A 22,760-nucleotide genomic window follows, 5' to 3' on the forward strand; every position below is an offset into this window, starting at 1 on the left:
GGCATCCGTGTAATGAGTGAAAGTGCGATTGATTCGCAATAATCACCCCCTCACAGGTCTGCGTCCATGAAGTTCTCCCCGCGTTGCGTCCCTCTCTGGTTCGGCCTTGCTGCGCTCCCGGCCTTCGCTGTCGCCCCCCTGGCAAGCGCGGCCGAGCAGCTGCAGGCCTATGCCTTCGCCCAGCCGGCCCAACCCTTGGCCCAGGCCCTGAACGCCTTCAGCCGTACCACTGGCCAGAGCGTGGTCTACACCCTCGAGCTGCCGGGCGTGCAAGCGCCAGCGCTGAATGGTCGGTTCAGCGCCGAGCAGGCGCTGCAACAACTGCTGGGCAACGCTGGGCTGGCCTGGCGCCGCGTCGACGCACGTACCCTGACCCTCGAACCAGCAGACACCTCCGGAGCCCTCAGCCTGCAGGCCACCACCGTGACCTCGCAACTGGACGACTACAGCTACCAGCCCCCGGCCAGCGCTTCGATCATGCGCGGCCAGGGCCCGAACCAGGACATCCCCCAGGCAATCAACGTGGTACCGGCCCAGGTCATCCGCGACCAGGCCCCGCGCAACCTCGATGATGCCCTGGCCAACGTCAGTGGCATTACCCAGGGCAACAACTTCGGCGGCACATCCGACACGGTTATGAAACGTGGCTTCGGCGACAACCGCGACGGCTCGATCATGCGCGATGGCATGCCCGTGGTGCAGGGTCGCAACCTCAACGCCAGCACCGAGCGGGTCGAAGTGCTCAAGGGCCCTGCCTCGCTGCTGTACGGTATCCAGGATCCGGGTGGGGTCATCAACGTGGTCAGCAAGCGTCCGCAGTTGCAGCAGTACAACGCCCTGACCGTGCGCGGCTCGACCTATGGCAGCGGCAAGAACGGCAGCGGTGGCGGGCTCGACAGCACGGGCGCACTGGGTGACAGCAACTTCGCCTACCGCCTGGTCGTCGACCACGAAGACGAGGACTACTGGCGTAACTACGGCGTGCACCGCGAATCGCTGGTGGCGCCGTCGCTGGCCTGGCTGGGCGAAGACACCCAGGTGGTGCTGGCCTACGAGCACCGTGAATTTCTCTATCCGTTCGACCGTGGCACCGCGTTCGGCAACAACGGCCACCCGCTGAACATCCCTGCCACGCGCCGCCTGGACGAGCCGTTCAACGACATGGAAGGGCGCTCCGACCTGTATCGCCTGGAAGTCGACCATCAGCTGGCCGATGACTGGAAGCTGCACTTCGGCTACAGCTTCAATCGTGAGACCTACGATGCCAGCCAGGTTCGCGTGACCGGCGTCAACGAAACCCAAGGCACGCTGACACGCAGCATCGACGGTACCCACAACGCCATGAGCCGTGACCAGTTCGTGACCCTGAGCCTCAATGGCAATGTCGAGCTGGCGGGGATGCAGCATGACCTGCTGTTCGGCATTGACCATGAAGACCGCAAGATCTTTCGCGGTGACCTGATTCGCCAGACACCACAGTCCACGTTCAGTTATCTGGACCCGGTCTACGGGCAGGAAGTGGAGGGCACCAACGTGCGAGCCAGCGACAGCGACCAGACCGACAAGCTGCGCACCGATGCGCTGTTCGTGCAGGACGCGCTGCACCTCGATGAGCACTGGATCCTTGTAGCAGGTGCGCGTTTCCAGCAGTACGACCAGTACGCTGGCCGCGGTCGCCCGTTCAAGGTCAATACCGACATCAGTGGCCAGGCCTGGGTACCTCACGCCGGTATCGTTTACAAAGTCGACGACCAGCTCTCGTTCTATGGCAGCTACAGCGAGTCGTTCAAGCCCAACTCGACCATCGCGCCGCTGACCGGCAATGTCGTGCTCGACTCCTCGGTGGCACCTGAGGAGGGCAAGGCGTGGGAGCTGGGCGCCAAGCTCGACATGCCAGGCCGCATCACAGGCACCCTGGCATTGTTCGATATCACCAAGCGCAATGTACTGGTCTCGAACTTTGACGCCGTCACAAGCGAGACGGTCTACAGCAATGCGGGTGAGGTCAGTTCACGCGGTGTGGAACTCGACGTGACCGGCCAGCTCAGCGAGCGCTGGAGCCTGATCGGCAGCTATGCACTGACCGATGCCAAGGTCACCAAGGACCCTGATCTTGAGGGCAATCGCCTGCAGAACGTGGCCCGCCACAGCGGCTCGCTGTCGGCGGTGTATGACTTTGGCAGCCTGTTCGGGAGTGACCGGCTGCGCTTCGGTGCCGGCGCCCGTTATGTGGGCGAGCGTTCGGGTAACGCGACCAATACCTTCGACCTGCCGAGCTATACCGTTGCCGATGCGTTTGCCACTTATGAAACCAAACTCGACGAACACAACGTGCGCCTGCAACTGAACGTGAAGAACCTGTTCGACAAGGTGTATTACAGCTCGGCGGTGAACCAGTACTTTGTGGCGATTGGCGATGCGCGGCAGGTCAGTTTGTCGAGCACCTTCGAGTTTTAGGCAAATGGGGCCGCAGAGCGGCCCCGGTTTCAGATGAAAAAGGCCTTGCGGTATTCGCCAGGTGTGGCCCCCAGGGCTTGGCGAAACCGGTTGCTGAAATGGCTGGCACTGGCAAACCCGCACAATAAGGCAATCTCCCCCAGCGGCATTACTCCCAGCCGCAACAACTGGCACGCCCGGTGCAGCCGCCGGGCCAGCAGATACTGGTGCGGCGGGAGCCCGAAACTGGCGCGGAACATGCGCGCAAAGTGGTATTCGGACAGATTGCAGCGCAGCGCCAGCTCGTCCAGGGTGATGGGCTGGTCCAGGTGTGCCTCGAGGTAGTCGACCAACTGCCGGCGCAGGTTTGGCGCCAGCCCGCCTTTCAGGCGCAGGCCTTGGCGCAACCCGACCTGGCTGAGCAGCGCATGGTCCACGATCTCGTGCGCCAGGCTGCTGGCCAGCAGGCGCTCGCCGGGCTCGTCCCAGTCCAGCTGGATCAATTGACGAAAGCGGCCAGCCTGCTGCGGGTCGTCCAGAAAGGTCGCTTCCTGCAGTTGCAGCTCGCGCGGTTCCCGGTCGAGCAGGCGTACACAGCCCAGGGCGAACTGTGCCTCGCTGACATACAGGTGTGCCAGGCGGATCGCGCCATTGACGACCCAGTTCGATTCCTGCCCGGCCGGCATCACGCACAGCTTGTCGGGCGCACCTTTGTCGGCCGGGCGCTGGCGGCGGAAGGTGCCGGTGCCGTCGGCGATGTAGCACGACAAGGTGTGATGGCTAGGCGCCTGGTAGTCGCGCGCATCGTCACGGTTGCTCCACAACGCCGCCGCCAGTCCGTCGCCCAGGTGCGCGCTCAGCTCCAGCCTGGCATTGGGCGAGGCATGCATGGCGTTGAACACTTGCAACTGGGTGAGTGGCGTCATGGGCGGGTCCTCTTGCCTGCCATCCTACTGCGCCCTGGATCGAGTGACAGCTACCGGCGCAAGAAAAGCGCAAGTTTGTGCAAGCAGCCAGAGGCCGATCGCAAGAACACTGGTGATCCCTGTAGGAGCGGGTTTACCCGCGAAGCGCCGGGCACCGATTTCCAAAGGCCCAAGGAACCGCCACCATGAACCTGTCACTCTACCTGCTCACCGTCCTGATCTGGGGCACCACCTGGATCGCCCTGAAACTCCAGCTAGGCGTGGTCGCGATCCCGGTTTCGATCGTCTACCGCTTCGCCCTGGCCGGCCTGATCCTGTTTGCTTTCCTGTTGATTACCCGCCGGCTGCAACCCATGAACCGCCGTGGCCACCAGATCTGCCTGGCCCAGGGCCTGTGCCTGTTCTGCGTCAACTTCATCTGCTTCCTCAGCGCCAGCCAGTGGATCGCCAGCGGCTTGATCGCGGTGGTGTTCTCAACCGCCACACTGTGGAACGCGCTTAACGCCCGCATTTTCTTCGGCCAGAAAATCGCCGGCAATGTGCTTGGCGGTGGTGCCTTGGGCCTGCTTGGCCTGGGCCTGCTGTTCTGGCCGGAGCTGTCGCATCACGCAGCCAGCCGCGAAACCCTGTACGGCCTTGGCTTGGCCCTGTTGGGTACGCTGTGCTTCTCGGCCGGCAACATGCTGTCGAGCATGCAGCAGAAGGCCGGGCTCAAGCCGATGACGACCAATGCCTGGGGCATGGTCTATGGGGCGGTGATGCTGGCGGTGTTCTGTGTGGTCAGCGGCGTGCCGTTCAGCATGGAGTGGAATGCGCGCTATATCGGTTCACTGCTGTACCTGGTGGTGCCGGGGTCGGTGATTGCCTTTACTGCCTACCTGACCTTGGTCGGGCGCATGGGCCCGGAGCGGGCAGCTTACTGCACGGTGCTGTTCCCGTTGGTGGCGTTGAATGTGTCGGCGGTGGCCGAGGGTTACCAATGGACGGCGCCGGCCTTGCTCGGCTTGGTGGCGGTGATGGCGGGGAATGTGCTGGTGTTTCGCAAGCCCCGGGCCAAGGTGGCTGGGGGTGTTGTGGTAGCCAAATAGGTGATGGGTTGCCTGGGCCGGCCCTTTCGCGGGTAAACCCGCTCCTACAGGGTGCACACCCTTTGTAGGAGCGGGTTTACCCGCGAAGAGGCCGGCACACGCACTCCAAAACGGTCAGCCCTTCCACACCTGCGGGTTCACCAGGTCCCGCGGCCGCTCGCCCAGCAGCGCCGCACGCAGGTTGTCGATCGCCCGGTTGGCCATGGCCTCACGGGTTTCGGCAGTGGCCGAGCCAATGTGCGGCAAGGTCAGCGCATTGGGCAGCTTGAACAGCGGCGAGTCGCTCAGCGGTTCTTTCTCGTACACATCCAGGCCTGCGCCGCGAATGGTGCCCGCCTGCAGCGCCTCGATCAGCGCCGCCTCATCCACCACCGGCCCACGGGCAATGTTGATCAGGAACGCACTCGGCTTCATCAGCTTCAGCTCGCGGCTGCTGATCAGCTTGCGGGTGGCATCGGACAACGGCACCACGATGACCACGAAGTCGGCTTCGGCCAGCAACTGATCCAGGCTGCGGAACTGCGCGCCCAGCTCCTTCTCCAGCGCGGTCTTGCGGCTGTTGCCGCTGTACAGGATCGGCATGTTGAAGCCGAAACGGCCACGGCGTGCCACTGCTGCACCAATGTTGCCCATGCCGACGATGCCCAGGGTCTTGCCATGCACATCGCTGCCGAAGTGGGCCGGGCCCACGGTGGCCTGCCAGTTGCCGGCCTTGGTCCAGGCATCCAGCTCGGCGGTGCGCCGGGCGCAGCCCATGATCAGCGAGAAGCCCAGGTCGGCGGTGCTTTCGGTCAGCACGTCGGGGGTGTTGGTCAGGGCGATGCCGCGCTCGTTGAAGTAGTCGAGGTCGTAGTTGTCATAGCCGACCGAGACGCTGGACACCACCTCCAGCCTGGCCGCGCCTTCAAGCTGCGCCCGGCCGAGCTTGCGACCAACGCCGATCAGACCATGGGCTTCAGGCAGGGCTTCGTTGAACTGGGCGCTGATGTCGCCGAGCTTGGGGTTGGGCAGGATCACGTTGAAGTCTTGCTGCAGGCGTTCGGCCATGGCCGGGGTGATACGGCTGAAGGCCAGGACGGTCTTTTTCATCGGGCAACTTCTCTGCAAGGCGGGGTGGGGCTGTGCTGGTCCCTTCGCGGGCAAGCCCGCTCCTACGGGGGGCGCGGTGCCTTGTAGGAGCGGGCTTGCCCGCGAAGGGGCCTGAACAGGCGAAATCAATGGTTAGCAACCTACCATTGTCCGCCCCCGCATTGCAGCAGCTTTTTAGTTGGCGATCAGCACCTGATGGGTTTTCAGGTCTGCCTCATGAGCGGCAAGAATCTCTGGCAGCGAGTTTCGCAGGTACTCGACCCAGGTCTTGATCTTGGCATCCAGATACTGCCGCGATGGATAGATGGCATACAGGTTCAGCTCCTGCAGGCGATATTCGGGCAGCACCCGTACCAGGCTACCGTCCCGCAGGCCCTCGATAGCCGAATAGATCGGCAGCACGCCTACGCCCATGCCACTGCGGATCGCAGTCTTCATGGCATCGGCGGTGTTCACCATGAACGGCGAACTGGTGATGTTGACCATCTCTTGGCCTTCCGGGCCATCGAACAGCCACTTCTCCAGCGGTATCACCGGGCTGACCATGCGCAGGCAGGCGTGCTTGAGCAGGTCGGCAGGCTTGTGCGCCACGCCATGCTGGGCGATGTAGGCGGGCGAGGCACAGACAATGCTGTAGGTGATGCCCAGGCGCTGCGAAACGAACCCCGAGTCGGGCAGTTCGGTGGCCAGCACGATGGAGACGTCATAACCCTCGTCGAGCAGATCGGGCACGCGGTTGGCCATGGTCAAATCGAAGGTCACGTCCGGGTGCGTTTCGCGGTAGCGGGCGATGGCATCGACCACGAAGTGCTGGCCGACCCCAGTCATCGAATGCACCTTCAACTGCCCGGCCGGGCGCGCATGGGCGTCGCTGGCTTCGGCCTCGGCTTCTTCGACGTAGGTAAGAATCTGTTCGCAACGCATCAGGTAACGCTTGCCGGCTTCGGTCAGCGCAATGCGGCGGGTGGTACGGTTGAGCAGCCTTGTTTGCAGATGGGCTTCCAGGTTGGAGACCGCCCGCGACACGTTCGCGGTGGTCGTATCCAGTTGCGCCGCAGCGGCAGTGAAGCTGCCGAGTTGGGCTACGCAACTGAAAGCACGCATGTTTTGCAGGGTGTCCATGGGTCACTCTCGAGGTAGAGGACAAAATTGTGTCACGAAGTAACTTGGAAAAGAGAAAAAGTTGCCTTCGACCAAAGGCGGATTATCGCTGTTTTGGTAACAAAGATTCGCAGGAATCTGTGCTTATCGCCAGTGCTGCTGCCCCCTAGAATTGCCCGGCCCCTTCACCTCTTCCTCGGGAAATCGCAGCTGTGCCGCGTCGCATCATCAGAACGCTCAAGGCGTTCAGTGCCTGTGCCCTTGCCCTCACCTTGAGCGGCTGTATCGGAACCTGGGGCATTGCCCCGCAAAGCAAGACGCTGCAAGCCAATACCTTGACCACCGACGCGGCCATTCGCGAAGCCGCGACCGACGCTCACTGGCCCGACCAGCAGTGGTGGCACGCCTATGGTGACCCTCAGCTGGACCGCTGGGTTACCCTGGCCGTGGCCGGTAGCCCAAGCCTGGCCATGGCTGCGGCGCGGGTGCGCGAAGCCAAGGCCATGGCCGGTGTGGTCGAGTCGGCGGAAAAACTCCAGGCCAACGGCCAGGCCACGCTCAAGCGCCACAACTGGCCGGAAGACCAGTTCTATGGCCCTGGCGCGCTGTCCGGTGCCAACACCTGGGACAACAACGCTGCCATCGGCTTCAGCTACGCCCTTGACCTGTGGGGCCGTGAACGCAATGCCAGCGAGCAGGCCGTGGACCAGGCGCACATGAGCGTGGCCGAAGCCCGCCAGGCGCAGCTGGAACTGCAGAACAATGTGGTGCGTGCCTACATCCAGTTGAGCCTGCATTTTGCCCAGCGCGATATCGTCAAGGCCGAACTGGAACAGCAGGAGCAGATCCTGGCCCTGGCCAAGCGCAGGCTGGATGCCGGCATCGGCACCCACTTCGAAGTCAGCCAGGCCGAAGCGCCGCTGCCGGAAACCCACCGCCAGCTCGACAGCCTGAACGAAGAGATTGCCCTGACCCGCAACCAGCTGGCGGCACTGGCAGGCAAGGGCCCGGGCGAAGGCGCCCAGTTGCAGCGCCCGACCCTGGCGCTGGCTGCACCGCTGAAGCTGCCGTCGAACCTGCCGGCCGAATTGGTTGGCCAGCGCCCCGACGTAGTTGCCAGCCGCTGGCAGGTGGCCGCGCAGGCGCGGGGTATCGACGTCGCCCACGCCGGCTTCTTCCCCAACGTCGATCTGGTCGGCAGCCTGGGCTTCATGGCCACCGGCGGTGGCCCGCTGGAATTCCTGACCGGGCGCAAGTTCAACTACAACGTCGGCCCGGCCATCAGCCTGCCGATTTTCGACGGTGGCCGTTTGCGCTCGCAGCTGGGCGTGGCCTCCGCCGGCTATGACGTGGCCGTGGCCCGCTACAACCAGACTGTGGTCGGTGCGCTGAAAAACATCTCTGACCAGTTGATCCGCCGCGAGTCGATGAAAGAACAGTCGCACTTCGCCGCCGAATCGGTTGCTGCCGCACAGAAAACCTACGACATCGCCATGGTCGCGTTCCAGCGCGGCCTTACCGACTACCTGAACGTACTCAACGCGCAGACCTTGCTGTTCCGCCAGCAGCAGGTGCAGCAGCAGGTGCAGGCCGCCCGCCTGATTGCCCATGCCGAGCTGGTCACCGCCCTGGGTGGTGGCCTGCAGGCTGGTCAGGATGTGCCGAAAGAGGAACGCCAGGCAGCACCGAAGACCCCGGCCACCCTGGCCATTTTCGACAAGAAGCCGGATAACGCCGAATGAGCACTTCCAGTTTGCCCGTGCGCTGGCTGCAAAGCCTGGAATGGCGCCGGGGCTTCTTTGCCTGGGCACGCACCGACGGCGTGACCTGGGTGTACATCTTCAAGGTGCTGGCTGCCGCGTTCATTACCTTGTGGTTGGCCATGCGCCTGGAGCTGCCGCAACCGCGCACGGCCATGATCACCGTGTTCATCGTCATGCAGCCGCAAAGCGGGCATGTGTTCGCGAAAAGCTTCTACCGGGTGCTCGGTACCCTGGCGGGTTCGGCGATGATGGTGGCGCTGATCGCCATCTTCCCGCAGAACACCGAGCTGTTTCTGCCCAGCCTGGCCCTGTGGGTGGGCCTGTGCTCAGCCGGTGCCATGCGCTACCGCACCTTCCGCGCCTATGGTTTCGTGCTGGCTGGCTACACCGCAGCGATGATCGGCCTGCCGGTGCTGCAACACCCCGACCAGGCGTTCATGGCAGCGGTATGGCGGGCGCTGGAAATCGCCCTGGGTATTCTGGTGTCGACCTTCGTCAGTGCCGCGATCCTGCCGCAGTCGGCCAGTGCCGCAATGCGCAACGCCCTGTACCAGCGCTTTGGCGTGTTTGCCGGGGTGGTGGTGGAAGCCCTGCGTGGCGACAGTCAAAAGGACCGCTTCGAGAGCAGCAACGTGCGCTTCGTGGCAGAGGCCGTGGGCCTCGAGAGCCTGCGCAACGTCACCGCTTTCGAAGACCCGCATATGCGCCGTCGCAGTGGCCGGCTGGTGCGCATGAACAGCGAGTTCATGGCCATCACCACCCGCTTCAATGCCTTGCACCGCTTGCTGGAGCGCCTGCGTGCCCGTGGCCCGCTGCAAATTGTCAGCGCTATCGAACCGGGCCTGAATACCCTGGTGGAGTTGCTGCAGCCCTATGTGGGCCGGGCGTTGACTGACGCCGATGCGCTGCGCCTGACCCTGGAGCTGGCCGCCTACAAGGAAGGCCTGCAGGCCCAGGTGCGGGGGCTGCGGGCGGAGTACCTGGCAACGGACCCCAGCGAATCCGACCTGCTCGATTTCCATACCGCGTTCGAGCTGCTGTACCGCTTCGTCGACGAGATGTTGAGCTACGCCGAAACCCATGCCTCGCTGGCCGCGCACAAGCATGAGCGCGAGCAGTGGGACGAACCCTACGTGGCGCAGACCAGCTGGCTGGTATCGCTGGCGGCCGGTGTGCGCGCTTCGGCAGTGCTGTTGCTGCTGGGCAGCTACTGGCTGCTCAGCGATTGGCCCAGCGGCGCCATGATGACCCTGATCGCCACGGTCACCGTATGCCTTTCTGCAGCGTCACCCAACCCCAAGCGCATGTCGTTCCAGATGGCTTGCGGCACGGCCATCGGCGCTTTTGTCGGCTTCTTCGAAACCTTCTTCGTGTTCCCCTGGATCGACGGTTTCCCGCTGCTGTGCATGGTGCTGGCGCCCGTGTTCGTGCTGGGCGCTTTTCTTTCGTCGCGCCCTGCCTACGCCGGTTATGGCATTGGCCTGCTGGTGTTCTTCGCGATTGGTTCGGTGCCGAACAACCTCACCGTTTATGACCCGTACACCTTCATCAACGACTACATCGGCATGGTGATCGGCATGTTCGTCTGTGCCGCCGCCGGGGCGATCATCCTGCCGCCCAACAGCCGCTGGTTGTGGAGCCGCCTGGAGCAGGCGTTGCGCGAGCAGGTGCTGTTCGCCATCAGCGGCCGCCTGCGCGGCCTGGGCTCGGCCTTCGAAAGCCGCACCCGCGACCTGCTGCACCAGGCCTATGGCCTGGCGGCCGGCAAGCCGCAGGTGCAGAGCCAGCTGATGGGCTGGATGTTCACCGTGCTGGAGATCGGCCACGCCGTCATCGAGCTGCGCAAGGAGCAAGCCCGCGCCCCGGTGCACCCGGCCTATGCCGAGTCGCAGCCGTGGCGCCAGGCAATCCGTGTCATGGGCCGTGCGCTGACCCGGCTGTTCCTGCAGCCCAGCGCCAGCAACCACGAGCGCGCACTGGTGGCCGTGGACCACGCCATCGCCCGCGTGCAGGCCACCGATGAGCCATTCGCCCGGCACTTCGACACCTCGGTGCTGCGCCGCGTGCAAAGCTACCTGCACTTCATCCGTACTTCCCTGCTGGACCCACAGTCGCCACTGGCACCGGCGAAAGGATTGCACCATGCCCCGTGAGATCGCCTTCCATGGCGTGTACATGCCCACCATGACCTTGATGTTCCTGTTTGCCCTGGGCCTGGCCTGGGGCCTGGACCGGTTCATTGCCAGCCATGATGGCTACCGCTTCTTCTGGCACCCGGCGCTGCTGCGCCTGAGCCTGTTCGTCTGCTTGTTCGGCGCCATGGCGCTGACTGTCTACTGGTGAGAATCCTTCGATGAAAAAGTTCTTCAGCCTGATCGCCACCCTGCTGGTGCTGGTCGCTGCCGTGGCCATCGGTCGCCAGTTGTGGCTGCACTACATGACCACGCCATGGACCCGTGATGGCCGTGTGCGTGCCGACATCATCAACGTCGCAGCCGACGTGCCCGGCTACGTGGTGGATGTACCGGTCAAGGACAACCAGCGGGTGAAGAAGGGCGACCTGCTGATCCAGATCGACCCTGAGCACTACCAGTTGGCCGTCGACCAGGCCAAGGCACTGGTCGCCTCGCGCAAGGCCACCTGGGAAATGCGCAAGGTCAATGCCAAGCGCCGTGCCGACATGGACAACCTGGTGATTTCCAAGGAAAACCGCGACGACGCCAGCAACATCGCCAATTCCGCCCAAGCCGATTATCAACAAGCCCTTGCCGAGTTGGCCGCAGCCGAGCTGAACCTCAAGCGTACGCACATCGTGGCGACGGTTGACGGCTATGTGACCAACCTGAATATCCACAAGGGCGACTATGCGCGTACCGGCGAAGCAGTGATGGCGGTGGTCGACGAGAATTCGTTCTGGGTTTACGGGTTCTTCGAGGAGACCAAGCTGCCGCATGTGAAGGTGGGGGACCAGGCCGAATTGCAGATGATGAGCGGCGAGCGCCTCAAGGGGCATGTGGAGAGCATTGCCCGCGGCATCTACGACCGTGACAACCCACAGAGCCGCGAGCTGATCGCCGACGTGAACCCCACCTTCAACTGGGTGCGGCTGGCGCAGCGGGTGCCGGTGCGCATTCACATCGATGAAGTGCCGGAAGGGTTTTTGCTGGCGGCGGGGACGACGTGTACGGTGGTAGTCAAGCCTGGCGAAGGTTGACCTTCGCGACCATCCCGGCCTCCCGCATCATCTGTGGGAGCCCTGCTGATGCATGCGTATTAGCCAGTCGGCTCAATCTGCGGCAGCCTCTTGCAGCAACTGGTCCCAATCGTCCGGTGGGTTGCCGCTATGCAACATCTTTTGAAAGACCTTGTAAGCATCGTCGCTACTTTCATAGGCCCGCTTGCTCGACTCGTCATTGACCCAGGCCAGCACGATGATCCTGCTGGGGGTGTGGTAGCGGAAGAACAACCGGTACTGCTGGAAGAACTTTGCTCTGAACCAGTGCTTGTGGTCACCGCCAAGTGTTGTCCCTTGCCGGTATTCGGGTTTGGTCGGGTCTTGAGGGATTACATCGAACGCCAACCGCCGGATGGCGGCCAGCCTTTTAAAGGTATTTCTTTTCGTATAACCCGTTGGGTCTTTGTCCCGTTGAGCCTCGACTTGAGCGCTTAGCGCGTCCAGTTTGGCCAGGAACAGCGGGTGGGCAATTACAGTCCATCCATGAATAACCAGAGGCTTCCTGCTCGCATCACTCATTCATCGTCCGCCGACAGAGGTTGATCCAGGTCGACCTCCGCGTCGCCGACAAGCTTGTCGAGGCGCGCGATGAGGCCAGCATCGACAACCTGCAGCCGTTGAGGGTTGGTAGCGATATCGTGTGCCAGGAAATCCAGAAATTTGCCCAGTACCGGATCGTCCTCGGTTGCCTCTGCGCGGGTGAGTATCACCCCACCGTCGGGGCGAATCGAGTAATGGATCTTGTCACGTTTTTTCAAGCCCAAGGCGCGCCGCACCGTTTCGGGAACAGTGGTTTGATAGCGATCGGTCAGCGTGGACTCGACGTCGAAGGTGGCAGCCATGAGTAATGTCCTGTGGGTGACAGCGATACAACTCAAGGTAATGCGATTGCATTGCCTTGTCAATGCAGGTGCATTACCACGGTGATGAGCGGTCAGGCAGAGCCCACCAACACTGGCATGTCTACCCGGTCAATCACCTTCGCGCTGATTGACGGGTCCAGCAACCGCCCCAACCGCGACAGGTGGCGGTGGCCCATGATGATCAGTTCGCAGTTCAATTCCCGCGCTTTGGCCACAATCGCTTCAACCGGCAGCCCGGCCACCATGCAGCCCTGGCTGGCGAAGCCGGCTTGCTGCAGTTCGCGCACGGCCTCGGCTACGGCGTGGTCGGCATGCTGCTGTTCCTGGCAGGCGGCGGGGTATTCTTCCAGTTCCTCGGCGGTGTAGGGTGCAGGTTGCTCATGCACGGCGAAGGTGGAATCGATGGCCAGCAGCACGTGCAGTTCGTGTTCGCCGGGGCGGCAGTAGCGGCGGGCGAGGGTGAGCAGGGTGCTGGAGGCGGGGGAGGCGTCGATGGCGATCAGGACGGGGCTGGGCATTGGAATCCTTGGCAGAGGCTGGCTTGTGTGGCTGCAGGATCGGCCCTTTCGCGGGCATGCCCGCTCCCACAGGTGTGTCGCACAACATTCGGGAATTGTGGGGGGCCTGTGGCAGCGGGCGCGCCCGCGAAAAGGCCAGACCTGCCAATGCTTCATTTAAGGCCGAATACGCCCAGTGAATAAATGCCCCACCACGCAAGAGCGCATTGCGTCTGATGCAATCCACCAACCTGCTACCATCGCGTTTCCCGCAGCTGTAACGGAAAACGGCCATGCAACTCCCGGACATGAACCTGCTCGTCGCCCTCGATGCCTTGCTCGACGAGGGCAGCGTGGTGGGCGCAGCGCAGCGCATGAACCTGAGCCCGGCGGCCATGAGCCGGACATTGGGGCGTATCCGCGATGCCTTGGGTGACCCGATCCTGGTGCGCGCCGGCCGTGGCCTGGTGCCTACGCCCCGTGCGTTGGCCCTGCGCGAGCAGGTGCATGGCCTGGTGGAGCAGGCCGGGCAGGTGTTCCGCAGCCGTGACGATGTCGACCTAGTTAACCTGGACCGTGCCTTCAACATCCGCACCAATGATTTGTTCATTGCCCTTTACGGCGCCCAGCTGCTGCGCATGATGCTGGCCCAGGCGCCGCGTACGGTGTTGCGGTTTGTCCCGGAGGGCAGTGGTGACGATGATGCAGTGCTGCGCAACGGGCATATCGACCTGATCATCAGCTCGGCCATTGAACTGGGCCCGGAAATCAAGGTGCAGAGCCTGTTCAATACTTACTTTGTAGGCCTGGCGCGTGTGGGCCACCCTATCTTCGATGCCCCGATCACCCCTGAGCGTTTTGCCGCCTACCCGCAGATCAGCGTGTCTCGACGCGGCCGTGCCAACGGGCCGATCGATGTGGCGTTGGCCAACCACAAGGTGGAGCGGCGCGTGGCCCTGATCACCACCAGCTTCCACTCGGCGATGTTCTCGCTGCCGGATTCGGACCTGATCCTGCCGATACCCGCCAATATCCTCAACAGTGTGCAGCGGTTGAAGTTGCCATTGCGCTCGTTCGAGATCCCAGTGCCGTTGGAGACGGTCAATGTAATGCAGGCGTGGCACCCGCGCTTCGACAACGACCCCGCGCACCGTTGGTTGCGCCAGACGTTGAAAGCGTGTGGCCGCATCGATCCGTGATTCAGGCATGGATTGCGTCTGACGCAATATAAAACTACCGACAAGTCAGTTTTCGTCAGCATTCGACCTTCTTAAACTTGCCCCAGCCCTGAAATTGTTGCTGGAGATGTATTCTCATGACTTCCCTGACGGCGCCCTCTGCGGCGCTGGCCGCCGCACCCGCGCCGGCCGCGCCTGCGCAGACGGCGTTTGGCCTGCAGGTGGTGGTCGGGCTGTTCGGTGTGTTGCTGGCTGTGCTGTGCGCCGGCCTCAACGAGTCGGTAACCAAGATTTCCCTGGCCGATATCCGCGGCGCCATGGGCATCGGTGCCGACGAAGGTGCCTGGTTGCTGGCGGTATACAGCGCCGCTTCGGTCTCGGCCATGGCCTTTGCGCCGTGGCTGGCCACGACCTTCTCGCTGCGGCGCTTCACCATGAGCGCAGTGGGTCTGTTCGCCGTGCTTGGCCTGCTGCAACCGTTCGCCCCCAACCTGCACAGCCTGATGTTGCTGCGCGTACTGCAGGGCTTTGCCGCTGGCGCCTTGCCGCCGATGCTGATGAGCGTGGCCCTGCGCTTTCTGCCGCCAGGTATCAAGGTCTATGGCCTGGCCTGCTACGCCCTGACCGCCACCTTTGGCCCCAACCTCGGCACGCCGCTGGCGGGGTTGTGGACCGAATACGTCGGTTGGCAATGGGCGTTCTGGCAGATCATCCTGCCCTCGCTGCTGGCCATGGTCTGCGTAGGCTGGGGGCTGCCGCAGGACCCGCTGCGCCTGGAGCGTTTCAAACAGTTCGACTGGCGGGGCGTACTGCTGGGCCTGCCCGCCATCAGTTGCACTGTGCTGGGCCTGTCGCTGGGCGACCGCTGGGGTTGGTTCGACTCGCCGCTGATCTGCTGGCTGCTGGGCGGTGGCCTGCTGTTGCTGGTGTTGTTCATGTACAACGAGTGGTCCGAGCCGTTGCCGTTTTTCCAGTTGCGCTTGTTGCAGCGGCGCAACTTGAGTTTCGCCCTGGTGACCCTGGCCGGCGTGCTGGTCGTGCTTTCGGGTGTGGGCAGCATCCCCTCGGCCTACCTTGCGCAGATCCAGGGCTACCGCCCGGCGCAGACCAGCCCGTTGATGATGCTGGTGGCCATGCCGCAACTGATCGCCCTGCCGCTGACGGCGGCACTGTGCAACATCCGCGCAGTGGACTGCCGCTGGGTGCTGGGCATTGGCCTGGCGATGCTGGCGGTGTCCTGTGTTGGCAGCAGCCTGCTGACCAGCGAGTGGATCCGTGGCGACTTCTACCCGTTCTACCTGCTGCAGGTGTTCGGCCAGCCGATGGCAGTGCTGCCGTTGCTGATGCTGTCCACCAATGGCATGACCCCGCAGGAGGGCCCGTTCGCCTCCAGCTGGTTCAACACCGTCAAGGGCCTGGCCGCCGTCATCGCCGGTGGCCTGCTGGATGTTCTTGGCACCCTGCGCCGGCACTTCCATTCCAATCACTTGGTGGACAGCCTGGGCAACGCCCCGCTGGTCGACGGCAACGCCGCCGGCCTGGCCAAGCGCATTCACGACCAGGCGCAGGTATTGACCTCAGCTGACCTCTATCTGGTGCTGGCCTGTATCGCCGTGGCCCTGATCTGCCTGATTCCTTTCGTGCCTACCCGGGTCTATCCGCCGCGTGCGGTGGCTTGAACCCTGGATGATTTCGAGAACCATTGAAATGACCAACAACCGCAAAACCCTTTTCATCGGCTCGGTGCTGGCCGTGGCCGTCCTGGCCGGCATCGTCGGCCCCTGGATGTTTGGCAGCGATCACCGCCAGAGCACCAATGACGCCTATGTGACCGCCGACTACACCGTGGTCGCGCCCAAAGTCGCCGGTTTCATCAAGCAAGTGCTGGTGGAAGACAATCAGCAGGTCACAGCTGGCCAGTTGCTGGCGACCATCGACTCGCGTGACTACCAGGCCGCGCTGGATGCTGCGCAGGCGCAGTTGCTGGTAGCCCAGGCACAAAGCGCCGATGCCCGCGCCACGCTTGAACGCCAGGACGCGCTGATTGCCCAGGCCGAAGCGGCAGTGAAGGCGGCCCAGGCTGAGGTGGCGTTCGCCGACCATGAAGTCAATCGCTACAGCCGCCTTGCCGAGCAGGGCGCGGGTACCGTGCAGAACGCCCAGCAGGCGCGCAGCGCTGTCGATCAAGCCCGTGCTCGCCTGGCCAACGCTCAAGCTGCGCGGGTGGCGGCGCGCAAGCAGGTGGACATCCTCACGGCTCAAGTGGCCAGCGCCGATGGCCAGCTCAAGCGTGCCGAAGCAGGCCTGGAAAAGGCCCAGCTCGATCTGTCCTACACCCGCATCACAGCGCCGGTGGACGGTATGGTCGGCGAACGCGCCCTGCGCGTGGGGGCCTACGTCAACCCGGGCGCTCGCCTGCTGTCGGTGGTGCCGTTGCAGCAGGCCTATGTGGTCGGCAACTTCCAGGAAACCCAGCTGACCCACGTACAGCCGGGCCAGCCGGTGCGCATCAGCGTCGACACCTTCTCCGGCGAAACCCTGCAAGGCCATGTGCAAAGCATTGCCCCGGCTACCGGCGTCACCTTCGCCGCAGTCAAGCCAGACAACGCCACCGGCAACTTCACCAAGGTGGTGCAGCGCATTCCGGTCAAGATCGTTCTCGATGATGGCCAGCCACTGCTCACCCGCCTGCGTGTGGGCATGTCGGTCGAAGCCACCATCGACACGCGTGGCGACAAGCTGGACGGCAAAGAGGTAAGCGCGCGATGAAACCGGGATTACGCTTGAGCCCTTTGCTGCTGGCTGTGCTGCTGACCGGTTGCACCCTGGGCCCGGATTTCCAGCGCCCAGATAGCCAGGCCCCGCAGCAGTGGGCGCCGCTGCAAGGCGAGGCAGCGGCCAGTCAGCCGCAGGCCGAACCGCTTGAACTGCGCTGGTGGGAAACGTTCCACGATGCCCGCCTGAGCGCGTTGATCCAGCGCGTTGCCGAACGCAACCTCGACCTGCAGATGGCCAGCGCGCGGTTGCTGCAAAGCCGTGCCCTGCGCAGTACCTTGGCTGCCGACGAAGTACCGTCGGTGGACGTGAACGCCGGTTACAGCCGTGCTCGTAACAGCGCCGATGGTTTGAGCGATCCGTCCGGCAAGGCCGGGAAAGAAGCCTTCAACCTCTGGCAGGGCGACCTGGTGGCCGGTTGGGAACTGGATCTGTGGGGCCGTGTGCGGCGTCAGGTCGAGGCTGCCGATGCCACGGTCGAAGTGGCCGAGAATGACCGCCGCGGTGTGCTGCTGGCACTGCTTTCGGAAACCGCCGGCAATTACATCCAGCTGCGTGCCGTGCAGCACACCCTCGATGTGACGCAGGATAACCTCAGGGTCGCCCGGCACAGCCTGAAGCTGTCCCAGGACCGCCAGGCCGAAGGCGTTGCCACGCGCCTGGATGTGGCCCAGGCCAGCGCCCAGGTCGCGTCTATCGAGTCGCGCCTGCCAAGCCTGGAAGCGCAGCGTGATGACCTGATCAATGCCCTCAGCCTGCTCGCTGCCGAGCCGCCGCGCAGTCTCCAGGCCGAATTGCTGCAAGGCGGCGAGCTGCCTGCGCCGCAGCAGAAGTTTGCCATCGGCTTGCCGTCTGAACTGGCCGAGCGCCGCCCGGACATCCGCCAGGCCGAGGCCCGCCTGCATGCCGCCACCGCCAGCATTGGCGTGGCCAAGGCGGATTTTTACCCCAGCATCCGCCTGTCGGGCAGTGTCGGCTTCCAGGCCCTGCAGCTGTCGGATTTCGGTGGCTGGGATTCGCGCCGGTTCGCCTTCGGTCCACAGATGTCGCTGCCGATTTTCGAAGGCGGCCGGCTCAAGGGCACCTTGGAACTGCGCGAGGCGCAACAGCAGGAAGCCGCGCTGAACTATCGCAAGGTGGTGCTGGGGGCCTGGCATGAAATTGACGATGTGCTACGCCTGTACAACGCCAGTCAGTTGCGCCGTGATCACCTTGCCGAGGCCGTGCGGCAAAACCGTATCGCCCTGGAAACCGCCCAGCGCCAGTATGTGGAAGGGGCGGTGGACTTTCTCAATGTGCTGACGGTGCAAGGTGCGCTGCTGGCCAGCGAGGAGCAATGGATCGACAGCTCGGCCGCGGTGTCGCAGGCGCTGGTGGGGCTTTACAAGGCGCTGGGTGGAGGCTGGCAGGCGTTTGATGAGCCGCCGCCGAATGCTCACGGTTAGAGAGGACGCGCAGTATCTGGAGGGCGGGGTACTGCGGTCCATGGCAGGATGCTTTACAGCCTGTACTGGCCTCTTCGCGGGTGAACCCGCTCCTACAGCGGCCTGTGTCCAACCACCGATGTGTGTCCACCACCAATCTGGTGTAGGAGCGGGTTTACCCGCGAATACGGTAGCGGCGGCAACGGTGAACGGCGGGTGAAAATTGTCCTGCAGGCCCGGCCCTTTCGCGGGTACAGGCAGGCGATCACTCAGAGCGGGCGCAGCAGGCCAAAGCGCTTGCGCAGCACCCAGTCCAGCAACCGCCGCGGCAGCAACCGTGCCATCAGCGGCAAGGCTGTACTGCCATTCCCCAAACGTACCACCGCGGGCGCCGGCGACTTGCCGACGGCTGCCAGCACGCCTTGGGCAAATACCGCCGCCGACGTTGGCTTGTCCTGCGATGCCCGCGCCCGTGCCTGCACATGCTCACGCAAAGGCCACCACGCCGAGTCTGCCGCCAGCACCTGCTCGGCCTGGGCATTGCTGGCGAACTGCGAGGCGATTGCGCCCGGCTGTACTTCCATTACCCGCACACCGAACGGCGCCAGTTCCAGGCGCAAGGCATCGCTCAGGGCATGCACAGCCGCCTTCGAGGCGCAGTACGCGCCAGCGAATGGCGTGACCAGTACGCCCGATACACTGCCGATATTCACCACCAGGCCGCGTGAGCGGCGTAGCAGCGGGAACAGCGCCCGGGTAACGCCGACCACGGCGAAGACGTTGGTTTCGAATTGCTGGCGCAGGGCGTCGACGCCACCATCGAGCAGTGGGCCCATGGCGCCGTAGCCGGCGTTGTTGATCAGGATATCGAGGGTCTCAAGTTCCTCTGCCAGGAGGGCCAGCGCCTCGCCATCGTTTACATCCAGCTGCCGGGCCGTGTAGCCGGCGGCACTCAACTGCTCGACATCCTCAGGCTTGCGGGCGGTGGCCCAGACATGGTGGCCCGCATCGCGGAAGGCGTCGGCCAGGGCGCGGCCGATGCCGCTGGAACAACCGGTGATCAGGACGGTGGGCATGTAGGGGCCTGTTTTCATGGAGGAAACACATCAATTGGCAAATGTACCTTGCAGGCGTTCTGCGCGGAATTCCAGGGTCTGCGGCCGATAGCCGGAACGCAGTGGCGGCAATGGCAGGCAGTCTTGCCACTCGGCCCCCGGCTGCAATTCACCTGGCCCGCGGTATCGCGGGGCGTTGTAGGTGTTCTCGGCCAGGTTCACGGTATCGCCCGGTGCGTACGCCGCCACGCGCCAGCGCAGTTCGGTCAGCGGCACGTCGTTGCCGTTCTTCATGCGTACCTGCAAGGCACGGTCGGCGGGACAGTGTTCGGGGGCGTAGGTCAGACGCAGGTCCAGGCGCGCCAGTCGACTGCTTTCGCGGCTGTCTTGCCAGACGACGAACAGGGCCACCAGGCCCAGGCCACACACAGCCGCCAGGGAGATGGGAAGAGCCTTGGCTGGGTAACGCAACAACAACACCAGCCAGGTGAGGATCAGCAGGGCACCGATCAGCATCGCGTAATCGCCTCATTCGCGCGGATGGATGGCTACAGCCTATCGAGAACCCAGCGGTCATGTCACCGGTGAGTCACTGTGCCAGAAGCCAGACCTAGCAGTGCTGCGAGTGTTGGAAAAGGTACATCCATTCTAGATTCCGCCATGCCAATTCAAAAGGAGCATGGCCATGAGTGACACATCGGTTGAGCAAAAGCTTGCGCAAGAAATGAAAAAAACACCTGCCAAGGGCAACGTTACGGCTGTCATCAGCCTTGCGGGTCAAAAGGAGGATTTCGTTTCCGAGGGCGTGGACTACGGGAACGCTGAAAAATCAGCGTGGTTGTACGCCTACAAGGGGCAGGCCGAAGATGCGGACGTCTACATTGACTTCGATCTGGAACTACAGGAGGGCGTGCGGGATGTCGTTATCGGCGGTGAGGCAAACCGGGCGCTTGTTCACAAGCGCGGCACAACCTATGGCGGCTATGCGAAATCCGGGCGTATCCGGAAACTCGAGATGACTGCCACGAGCATCAGGGCTGAGTCCTTCGAATTTGAAGGGGAGGATGATTTGCAGCGACCTTTCAGGGTGGTGGGTGGCCCATTCGACATCTACGTCATAGCCCCGAGCGGTGAATGAGCAGGCTCGCCCCTGGTCAGCCCAGGGGCGAGTCAGCATTTACTGCGCGATGGTCTTCACCGAAACGCCGCGCTCGATGGGGGTGGACGTGCGCCCATACACATCTTCGAAGCGCTCGATGTCATCCTCGCCCAGGTAGCTGCCGGACTGCACCTCGATGATCTCCAGCGGGATCTTGCCCGGGTTGCGCAAACGGTGCACCGAAGCGATGGGGATGTAGGTCGACTGGTTTTCGGTCAGCAAGAACACGTTCTCGTCGCAGGTCACCTCGGCGGTACCGGATACCACGATCCAGTGTTCGGCGCGGTGGTGGTGCATCTGCAGCGAGAGGCTGGCGCCCGGCTTGACGGTGATGTGCTTGACCTGGAAGCGGCCGCCCATGTCCACCGAGTCGTACGAGCCCCACGGGCGATACACTTCCAGGTGGTTCTGGGTTTCCGTGCGGCCCTGTTCGTCGAGGGTCTTGACCATCTGCTTGACGCCCTGGACCTTGTCCTTGTGGGCAATCATCATGGCATCCTTGGTCTCGACCACCACGATGTTCTCCAGGCCGATCACCGACACCAGTTTGCCGTTGCCGTGGATCATGCAGTTGCGGCTGTCTTGAACCACCACGTCGCCCTTGGTGACGTTGCCGTTGTCGTCTTTCTCGTGCACTTCCCACAGCGACGACCAGCAGCCTACATCGCTCCAGCCGGCCGACATCGGCACCACGCAGGCACGCTGGGTTTTCTCCATCACCGCATAGTCAATGGAGTTGTCCGGGCAGCAGGCGAAGGTGGCTTCGTCGATGCTCAGTACATCGCCGTCTTCCTGGCTGCGCTCCAGGGCCAGTACGCAGGTGTCGTAGATGTCGCCGTCGTGCTTTTTCAGCTCTTCGAGGAAGCGGCTGGCGCGGAACAGGAACATACCGCTGTTCCAGAAGTAACCACCGGCCTGGACGAACTCGGCCGCGCGTTTCTCGTCGGGCTTCTCGACGAACTGCGCAACCCGCGCCACGCCTTCGGGCAGCAGCGCATCCTGGCTGGAACGGATGTAGCCGTAGCCGGTTTCCGGCTTGGTCGCCGGCACGCCGAACAGCACCATCTCGCCACGCTCGGCGGCCACGGTGGCCAAGGCCAAGGCACGTTGCAGGGCTTTCTGGTCATCGATCACATGATCGGCAGGCAGCACCAGCATCAGCTCGTCGCGGCCTTCGTTGACCAGCTTCATGGCAGCCATGGCCACGGCCGGCGCGGTGTTGCGGCCGAACGGTTCCATGAGGATGCCTTGGGTTTCCAGCTTCAGTGCGGCCAGTTGCTCCTGGACGATGAACTTGTGGTCCTTGTTACAGACCACGATCGGGGTGTCCATGCCCTCGAATACCAGGCGCTCGATGGTTTGCTGGAACAGCGTGTGCTCACCGGTCAGGGCCAGGAACTGTTTGGGGAACTGCTTGCGCGACAGAGGCCACAGACGGGAACCGCTACCACCAGAAAGAATTACCGGGATCATCATGTTTCTCCAATAGTCGTTGAGAGGCAGGGGAATCAGTTGCTAGCCACGGGGCGAGTTACCCACACCGGCGACAAGGCGTTGCCGGAACCCGTTACGTACAGCACTGCGGCTTCGCCGCGCTCCAGGGCGACGGGTTTCACGTCACCCACTTTCTTGTCTCCTTGGTACAGCGCCAAGTTGACCTTGACCGGGTTGATTTCACGTTCGCCACGGCCGTTGGCGGCCACCGGCTTGACCACTTCGGTCTTGCCGTCGGCGGTTTTCAGGGTCAGTTGCTGGTCGCTCAGGTTCTGCACGCGCACCAGGGCTTTCTGCTTGTTCTTGAACGGTGGTTCTTCGATCAGTTTCGGGGTGCCGCTGTTGCTGTTGACCAGGGTGTAGTACTTGTCCGAGGCCAGCTTGACCGGCACGCTCTTGCCGCCGACCTGGGCTGTGTAGTCGCCGCCTGGCAGGAAGCTGAAGTCGCTGCTGGCCTGTGCGCCAACCTGTTTGATCTGGGTGTTGCCGACCGACGCGGCGGCCGGTGCGCTGGTCGCGTTGTACAGGCGTACGAAGGTCGAGCCTTTCGGCGCGCTTGGGCCATACAGTGCGGCGTCGGCACCAGCGAAGGCCTGCATCGAAGCAAGGGAAAGGCCGGCCGCGAGGGTGAGGGCTTTGGCAATGGAAGTCTTGGTAGTCATGTGCGTTTCCTCTCT

At 63.4% G+C, this 22,760-nt stretch carries 21 protein-coding genes; 11 read left to right on the forward strand and 10 right to left on the reverse strand.

The window, feature by feature from the left end:
• Window positions 1–66: 66 nt before the first annotated feature.
• Window positions 67–2,457, forward strand: a complete 2,391-nt coding sequence (locus ACF8FB_RS14355) for a TonB-dependent siderophore receptor (RefSeq protein ID WP_392511497.1) — start codon at window positions 67–69, stop codon at window positions 2,455–2,457.
• A gap of 29 nt (window positions 2,458–2,486) precedes the next feature.
• Here ACF8FB_RS14355 and ACF8FB_RS14360 read toward each other — a convergent pair whose 3' ends face one another.
• Window positions 2,487–3,362, reverse strand: a complete 876-nt coding sequence (locus ACF8FB_RS14360; RefSeq protein WP_010955269.1) for a helix-turn-helix domain-containing protein — start codon at window positions 3,360–3,362, stop codon at window positions 2,487–2,489.
• Window positions 3,363–3,547: 185 nt separating this feature from the next.
• Here ACF8FB_RS14360 and ACF8FB_RS14365 point away from each other — a divergent pair, with 185 nt between their 5' ends.
• Window positions 3,548–4,450, forward strand: a complete 903-nt coding sequence (locus tag ACF8FB_RS14365; RefSeq protein WP_392509250.1) for a DMT family transporter — start codon at window positions 3,548–3,550, stop codon at window positions 4,448–4,450.
• Between the two features lie 114 nt (window positions 4,451–4,564).
• Here the strand turns inward: ACF8FB_RS14365 and ACF8FB_RS14370 are convergent, their stop codons facing one another.
• The gene (locus ACF8FB_RS14370) at window positions 4,565–5,539 is read right to left on the reverse strand and encodes a 2-hydroxyacid dehydrogenase (RefSeq protein WP_392509249.1); all 975 of its coding nucleotides are present in this window, start codon (window positions 5,537–5,539) and stop codon (window positions 4,565–4,567) included.
• Window positions 5,540–5,713: 174 nt separating this feature from the next.
• Window positions 5,714–6,661 (reverse strand): LysR family transcriptional regulator, encoded by a 948-nt coding sequence (locus ACF8FB_RS14375; RefSeq protein ID WP_003251712.1) that lies wholly within the window; start codon window positions 6,659–6,661, stop codon window positions 5,714–5,716.
• Between the two features lie 191 nt (window positions 6,662–6,852).
• On the opposite strand from ACF8FB_RS14375, the gene ACF8FB_RS14380 reads away from it, so the two are divergent.
• The 4 genes from ACF8FB_RS14380 to ACF8FB_RS14395 are packed head-to-tail and all read left to right on the forward strand — an operon-like array spanning window position 6,853 to window position 11,617.
• Window positions 6,853–8,382 (forward strand): efflux transporter outer membrane subunit, encoded by a 1,530-nt coding sequence (locus ACF8FB_RS14380; protein ID WP_392509248.1) that lies wholly within the window; start codon window positions 6,853–6,855, stop codon window positions 8,380–8,382.
• Entirely contained in the window at window positions 8,379–10,556 is a 2,178-nt protein-coding gene (locus ACF8FB_RS14385) for an FUSC family protein (RefSeq protein ID WP_003251716.1), read from the forward strand. Before ACF8FB_RS14380 ends, ACF8FB_RS14385 begins: the two co-directional genes overlap by 4 nt.
• A complete protein-coding gene (locus ACF8FB_RS14390; RefSeq protein WP_009685040.1) occupies window positions 10,546–10,746 on the forward strand; it encodes a DUF1656 domain-containing protein in 201 nt (66 codons plus the stop codon). Before ACF8FB_RS14385 ends, ACF8FB_RS14390 begins: the two co-directional genes overlap by 11 nt.
• Before the next feature lie 10 nt (window positions 10,747–10,756).
• Complete coding sequence (locus ACF8FB_RS14395) at window positions 10,757–11,617, forward strand: HlyD family secretion protein (protein ID WP_010952396.1); 861 nt, start codon at window positions 10,757–10,759, stop codon at window positions 11,615–11,617.
• A gap of 72 nt (window positions 11,618–11,689) precedes the next feature.
• On the opposite strand, the gene ACF8FB_RS14400 is transcribed toward ACF8FB_RS14395, so the two are convergent.
• The 3 genes from ACF8FB_RS14400 to ACF8FB_RS14410 form a co-directional block, all read right to left on the reverse strand.
• On the reverse strand, window positions 11,690–12,157 hold the full coding sequence (locus ACF8FB_RS14400; RefSeq protein ID WP_392509247.1) for a type II toxin-antitoxin system YhaV family toxin: 468 nt from the start codon (window positions 12,155–12,157) through the stop codon (window positions 11,690–11,692).
• Window positions 12,154–12,480 carry a type II toxin-antitoxin system PrlF family antitoxin gene (locus ACF8FB_RS14405; protein ID WP_014859917.1) on the reverse strand — a complete coding sequence of 109 codons (327 nt, stop codon included), beginning with the start codon at window positions 12,478–12,480 and terminating at the stop codon, window positions 12,154–12,156. Before ACF8FB_RS14405 ends, ACF8FB_RS14400 begins: the two co-directional genes overlap by 4 nt.
• Before the next feature lie 92 nt (window positions 12,481–12,572).
• Entirely contained in the window at window positions 12,573–13,019 is a 447-nt protein-coding gene (locus ACF8FB_RS14410) for a universal stress protein (RefSeq protein ID WP_350298590.1), read from the reverse strand.
• 272 nt (window positions 13,020–13,291) lie between these two features.
• Here ACF8FB_RS14410 and ACF8FB_RS14415 point away from each other — a divergent pair, with 272 nt between their 5' ends.
• From ACF8FB_RS14415 to ACF8FB_RS14430, 4 genes are all read left to right on the forward strand, one after another.
• The gene (locus tag ACF8FB_RS14415) at window positions 13,292–14,197 is read left to right on the forward strand and encodes a LysR family transcriptional regulator (protein ID WP_010952400.1); all 906 of its coding nucleotides are present in this window, start codon (window positions 13,292–13,294) and stop codon (window positions 14,195–14,197) included.
• Window positions 14,198–14,313: 116 nt separating this feature from the next.
• On the forward strand, window positions 14,314–15,855 hold the full coding sequence (locus tag ACF8FB_RS14420) for an MFS transporter (protein ID WP_010952401.1): 1,542 nt from the start codon (window positions 14,314–14,316) through the stop codon (window positions 15,853–15,855).
• Window positions 15,856–15,883: 28 nt separating this feature from the next.
• On the forward strand, window positions 15,884–16,945 hold the full coding sequence (locus ACF8FB_RS14425; RefSeq protein WP_392511498.1) for an HlyD family secretion protein: 1,062 nt from the start codon (window positions 15,884–15,886) through the stop codon (window positions 16,943–16,945).
• Window positions 16,942–18,396 carry an efflux transporter outer membrane subunit gene (locus ACF8FB_RS14430; RefSeq protein WP_010952403.1) on the forward strand — a complete coding sequence of 485 codons (1,455 nt, stop codon included), beginning with the start codon at window positions 16,942–16,944 and terminating at the stop codon, window positions 18,394–18,396. Before ACF8FB_RS14425 ends, ACF8FB_RS14430 begins: the two co-directional genes overlap by 4 nt.
• A gap of 248 nt (window positions 18,397–18,644) precedes the next feature.
• Here ACF8FB_RS14430 and ACF8FB_RS14435 read toward each other — a convergent pair whose 3' ends face one another.
• Together ACF8FB_RS14435 and ACF8FB_RS14440 are read right to left on the reverse strand one after the other, a co-directional pair.
• A complete protein-coding gene (locus tag ACF8FB_RS14435) occupies window positions 18,645–19,451 on the reverse strand; it encodes an SDR family oxidoreductase (protein ID WP_392511499.1) in 807 nt (268 codons plus the stop codon).
• 30 nt (window positions 19,452–19,481) lie between these two features.
• Window positions 19,482–19,946 (reverse strand): hypothetical protein, encoded by a 465-nt coding sequence (locus ACF8FB_RS14440; protein WP_014592314.1) that lies wholly within the window; start codon window positions 19,944–19,946, stop codon window positions 19,482–19,484.
• A gap of 169 nt (window positions 19,947–20,115) precedes the next feature.
• Between ACF8FB_RS14440 and ACF8FB_RS14445 the strand changes: the two genes are divergently transcribed.
• Window positions 20,116–20,568, forward strand: coding sequence for a hypothetical protein (locus ACF8FB_RS14445; protein ID WP_392511500.1), 453 nt, complete (start codon window positions 20,116–20,118; stop codon window positions 20,566–20,568).
• A gap of 39 nt (window positions 20,569–20,607) precedes the next feature.
• Here the strand turns inward: ACF8FB_RS14445 and ACF8FB_RS14450 are convergent, their stop codons facing one another.
• On the reverse strand, window positions 20,608–22,062 hold the full coding sequence (locus ACF8FB_RS14450) for a mannose-1-phosphate guanylyltransferase/mannose-6-phosphate isomerase (RefSeq protein ID WP_003251742.1): 1,455 nt from the start codon (window positions 22,060–22,062) through the stop codon (window positions 20,608–20,610).
• A 35-nt stretch (window positions 22,063–22,097) separates the two neighbouring features.
• Entirely contained in the window at window positions 22,098–22,745 is a 648-nt protein-coding gene (locus tag ACF8FB_RS14455; protein ID WP_129932692.1) for an alginate O-acetyltransferase AlgF, read from the reverse strand.
• Window positions 22,746–22,760 lie beyond the last annotated feature (15 nt).

It is taken from the genome of Pseudomonas sp. yb_2 (assembly GCF_043103905.1).
Taxonomy (GTDB): Bacteria; Pseudomonadota; Gammaproteobacteria; order Pseudomonadales; family Pseudomonadaceae; genus Aquipseudomonas; species Aquipseudomonas alloputida.

Excerpts from the sequence above, each read along its gene's own strand:
- ACF8FB_RS14355 (WP_392511497.1), top strand. The coding sequence starts at position 67 with ATGAAGTTCTCCCCGCGTTGCGTCCCTCTCTGGTTCGGCCTTGCTGCG.
- ACF8FB_RS14360 (WP_010955269.1), bottom strand. The coding sequence starts at position 3,362 with ATGACGCCACTCACCCAGTTGCAAGTGTTCAACGCCATGCATGCCTCG.
- ACF8FB_RS14365 (WP_392509250.1), top strand. The coding sequence starts at position 3,548 with ATGAACCTGTCACTCTACCTGCTCACCGTCCTGATCTGGGGCACCACC.
- ACF8FB_RS14370 (WP_392509249.1), bottom strand. The coding sequence starts at position 5,539 with ATGAAAAAGACCGTCCTGGCCTTCAGCCGTATCACCCCGGCCATGGCC.
- ACF8FB_RS14375 (WP_003251712.1), bottom strand. The coding sequence starts at position 6,661 with ATGGACACCCTGCAAAACATGCGTGCTTTCAGTTGCGTAGCCCAACTC.
- ACF8FB_RS14385 (WP_003251716.1), top strand. The coding sequence starts at position 8,379 with ATGAGCACTTCCAGTTTGCCCGTGCGCTGGCTGCAAAGCCTGGAATGG.
- ACF8FB_RS14390 (WP_009685040.1), top strand. The coding sequence starts at position 10,546 with ATGCCCCGTGAGATCGCCTTCCATGGCGTGTACATGCCCACCATGACC.
- ACF8FB_RS14395 (WP_010952396.1), top strand. The coding sequence starts at position 10,757 with ATGAAAAAGTTCTTCAGCCTGATCGCCACCCTGCTGGTGCTGGTCGCT.
- ACF8FB_RS14400 (WP_392509247.1), bottom strand. The coding sequence starts at position 12,157 with ATGAGTGATGCGAGCAGGAAGCCTCTGGTTATTCATGGATGGACTGTA.
- ACF8FB_RS14405 (WP_014859917.1), bottom strand. The coding sequence starts at position 12,480 with ATGGCTGCCACCTTCGACGTCGAGTCCACGCTGACCGATCGCTATCAA.
- ACF8FB_RS14410 (WP_350298590.1), bottom strand. The coding sequence starts at position 13,019 with ATGCCCAGCCCCGTCCTGATCGCCATCGACGCCTCCCCCGCCTCCAGC.
- ACF8FB_RS14415 (WP_010952400.1), top strand. The coding sequence starts at position 13,292 with ATGCAACTCCCGGACATGAACCTGCTCGTCGCCCTCGATGCCTTGCTC.
- ACF8FB_RS14420 (WP_010952401.1), top strand. The coding sequence starts at position 14,314 with ATGACTTCCCTGACGGCGCCCTCTGCGGCGCTGGCCGCCGCACCCGCG.
- ACF8FB_RS14425 (WP_392511498.1), top strand. The coding sequence starts at position 15,884 with ATGACCAACAACCGCAAAACCCTTTTCATCGGCTCGGTGCTGGCCGTG.
- ACF8FB_RS14430 (WP_010952403.1), top strand. The coding sequence starts at position 16,942 with ATGAAACCGGGATTACGCTTGAGCCCTTTGCTGCTGGCTGTGCTGCTG.
- ACF8FB_RS14435 (WP_392511499.1), bottom strand. The coding sequence starts at position 19,451 with ATGCCCACCGTCCTGATCACCGGTTGTTCCAGCGGCATCGGCCGCGCC.
- ACF8FB_RS14440 (WP_014592314.1), bottom strand. The coding sequence starts at position 19,946 with ATGCTGATCGGTGCCCTGCTGATCCTCACCTGGCTGGTGTTGTTGTTG.
- ACF8FB_RS14445 (WP_392511500.1), top strand. The coding sequence starts at position 20,116 with ATGAGTGACACATCGGTTGAGCAAAAGCTTGCGCAAGAAATGAAAAAA.
- ACF8FB_RS14450 (WP_003251742.1), bottom strand. The coding sequence starts at position 22,062 with ATGATCCCGGTAATTCTTTCTGGTGGTAGCGGTTCCCGTCTGTGGCCT.
- ACF8FB_RS14455 (WP_129932692.1), bottom strand. The coding sequence starts at position 22,745 with ATGACTACCAAGACTTCCATTGCCAAAGCCCTCACCCTCGCGGCCGGC.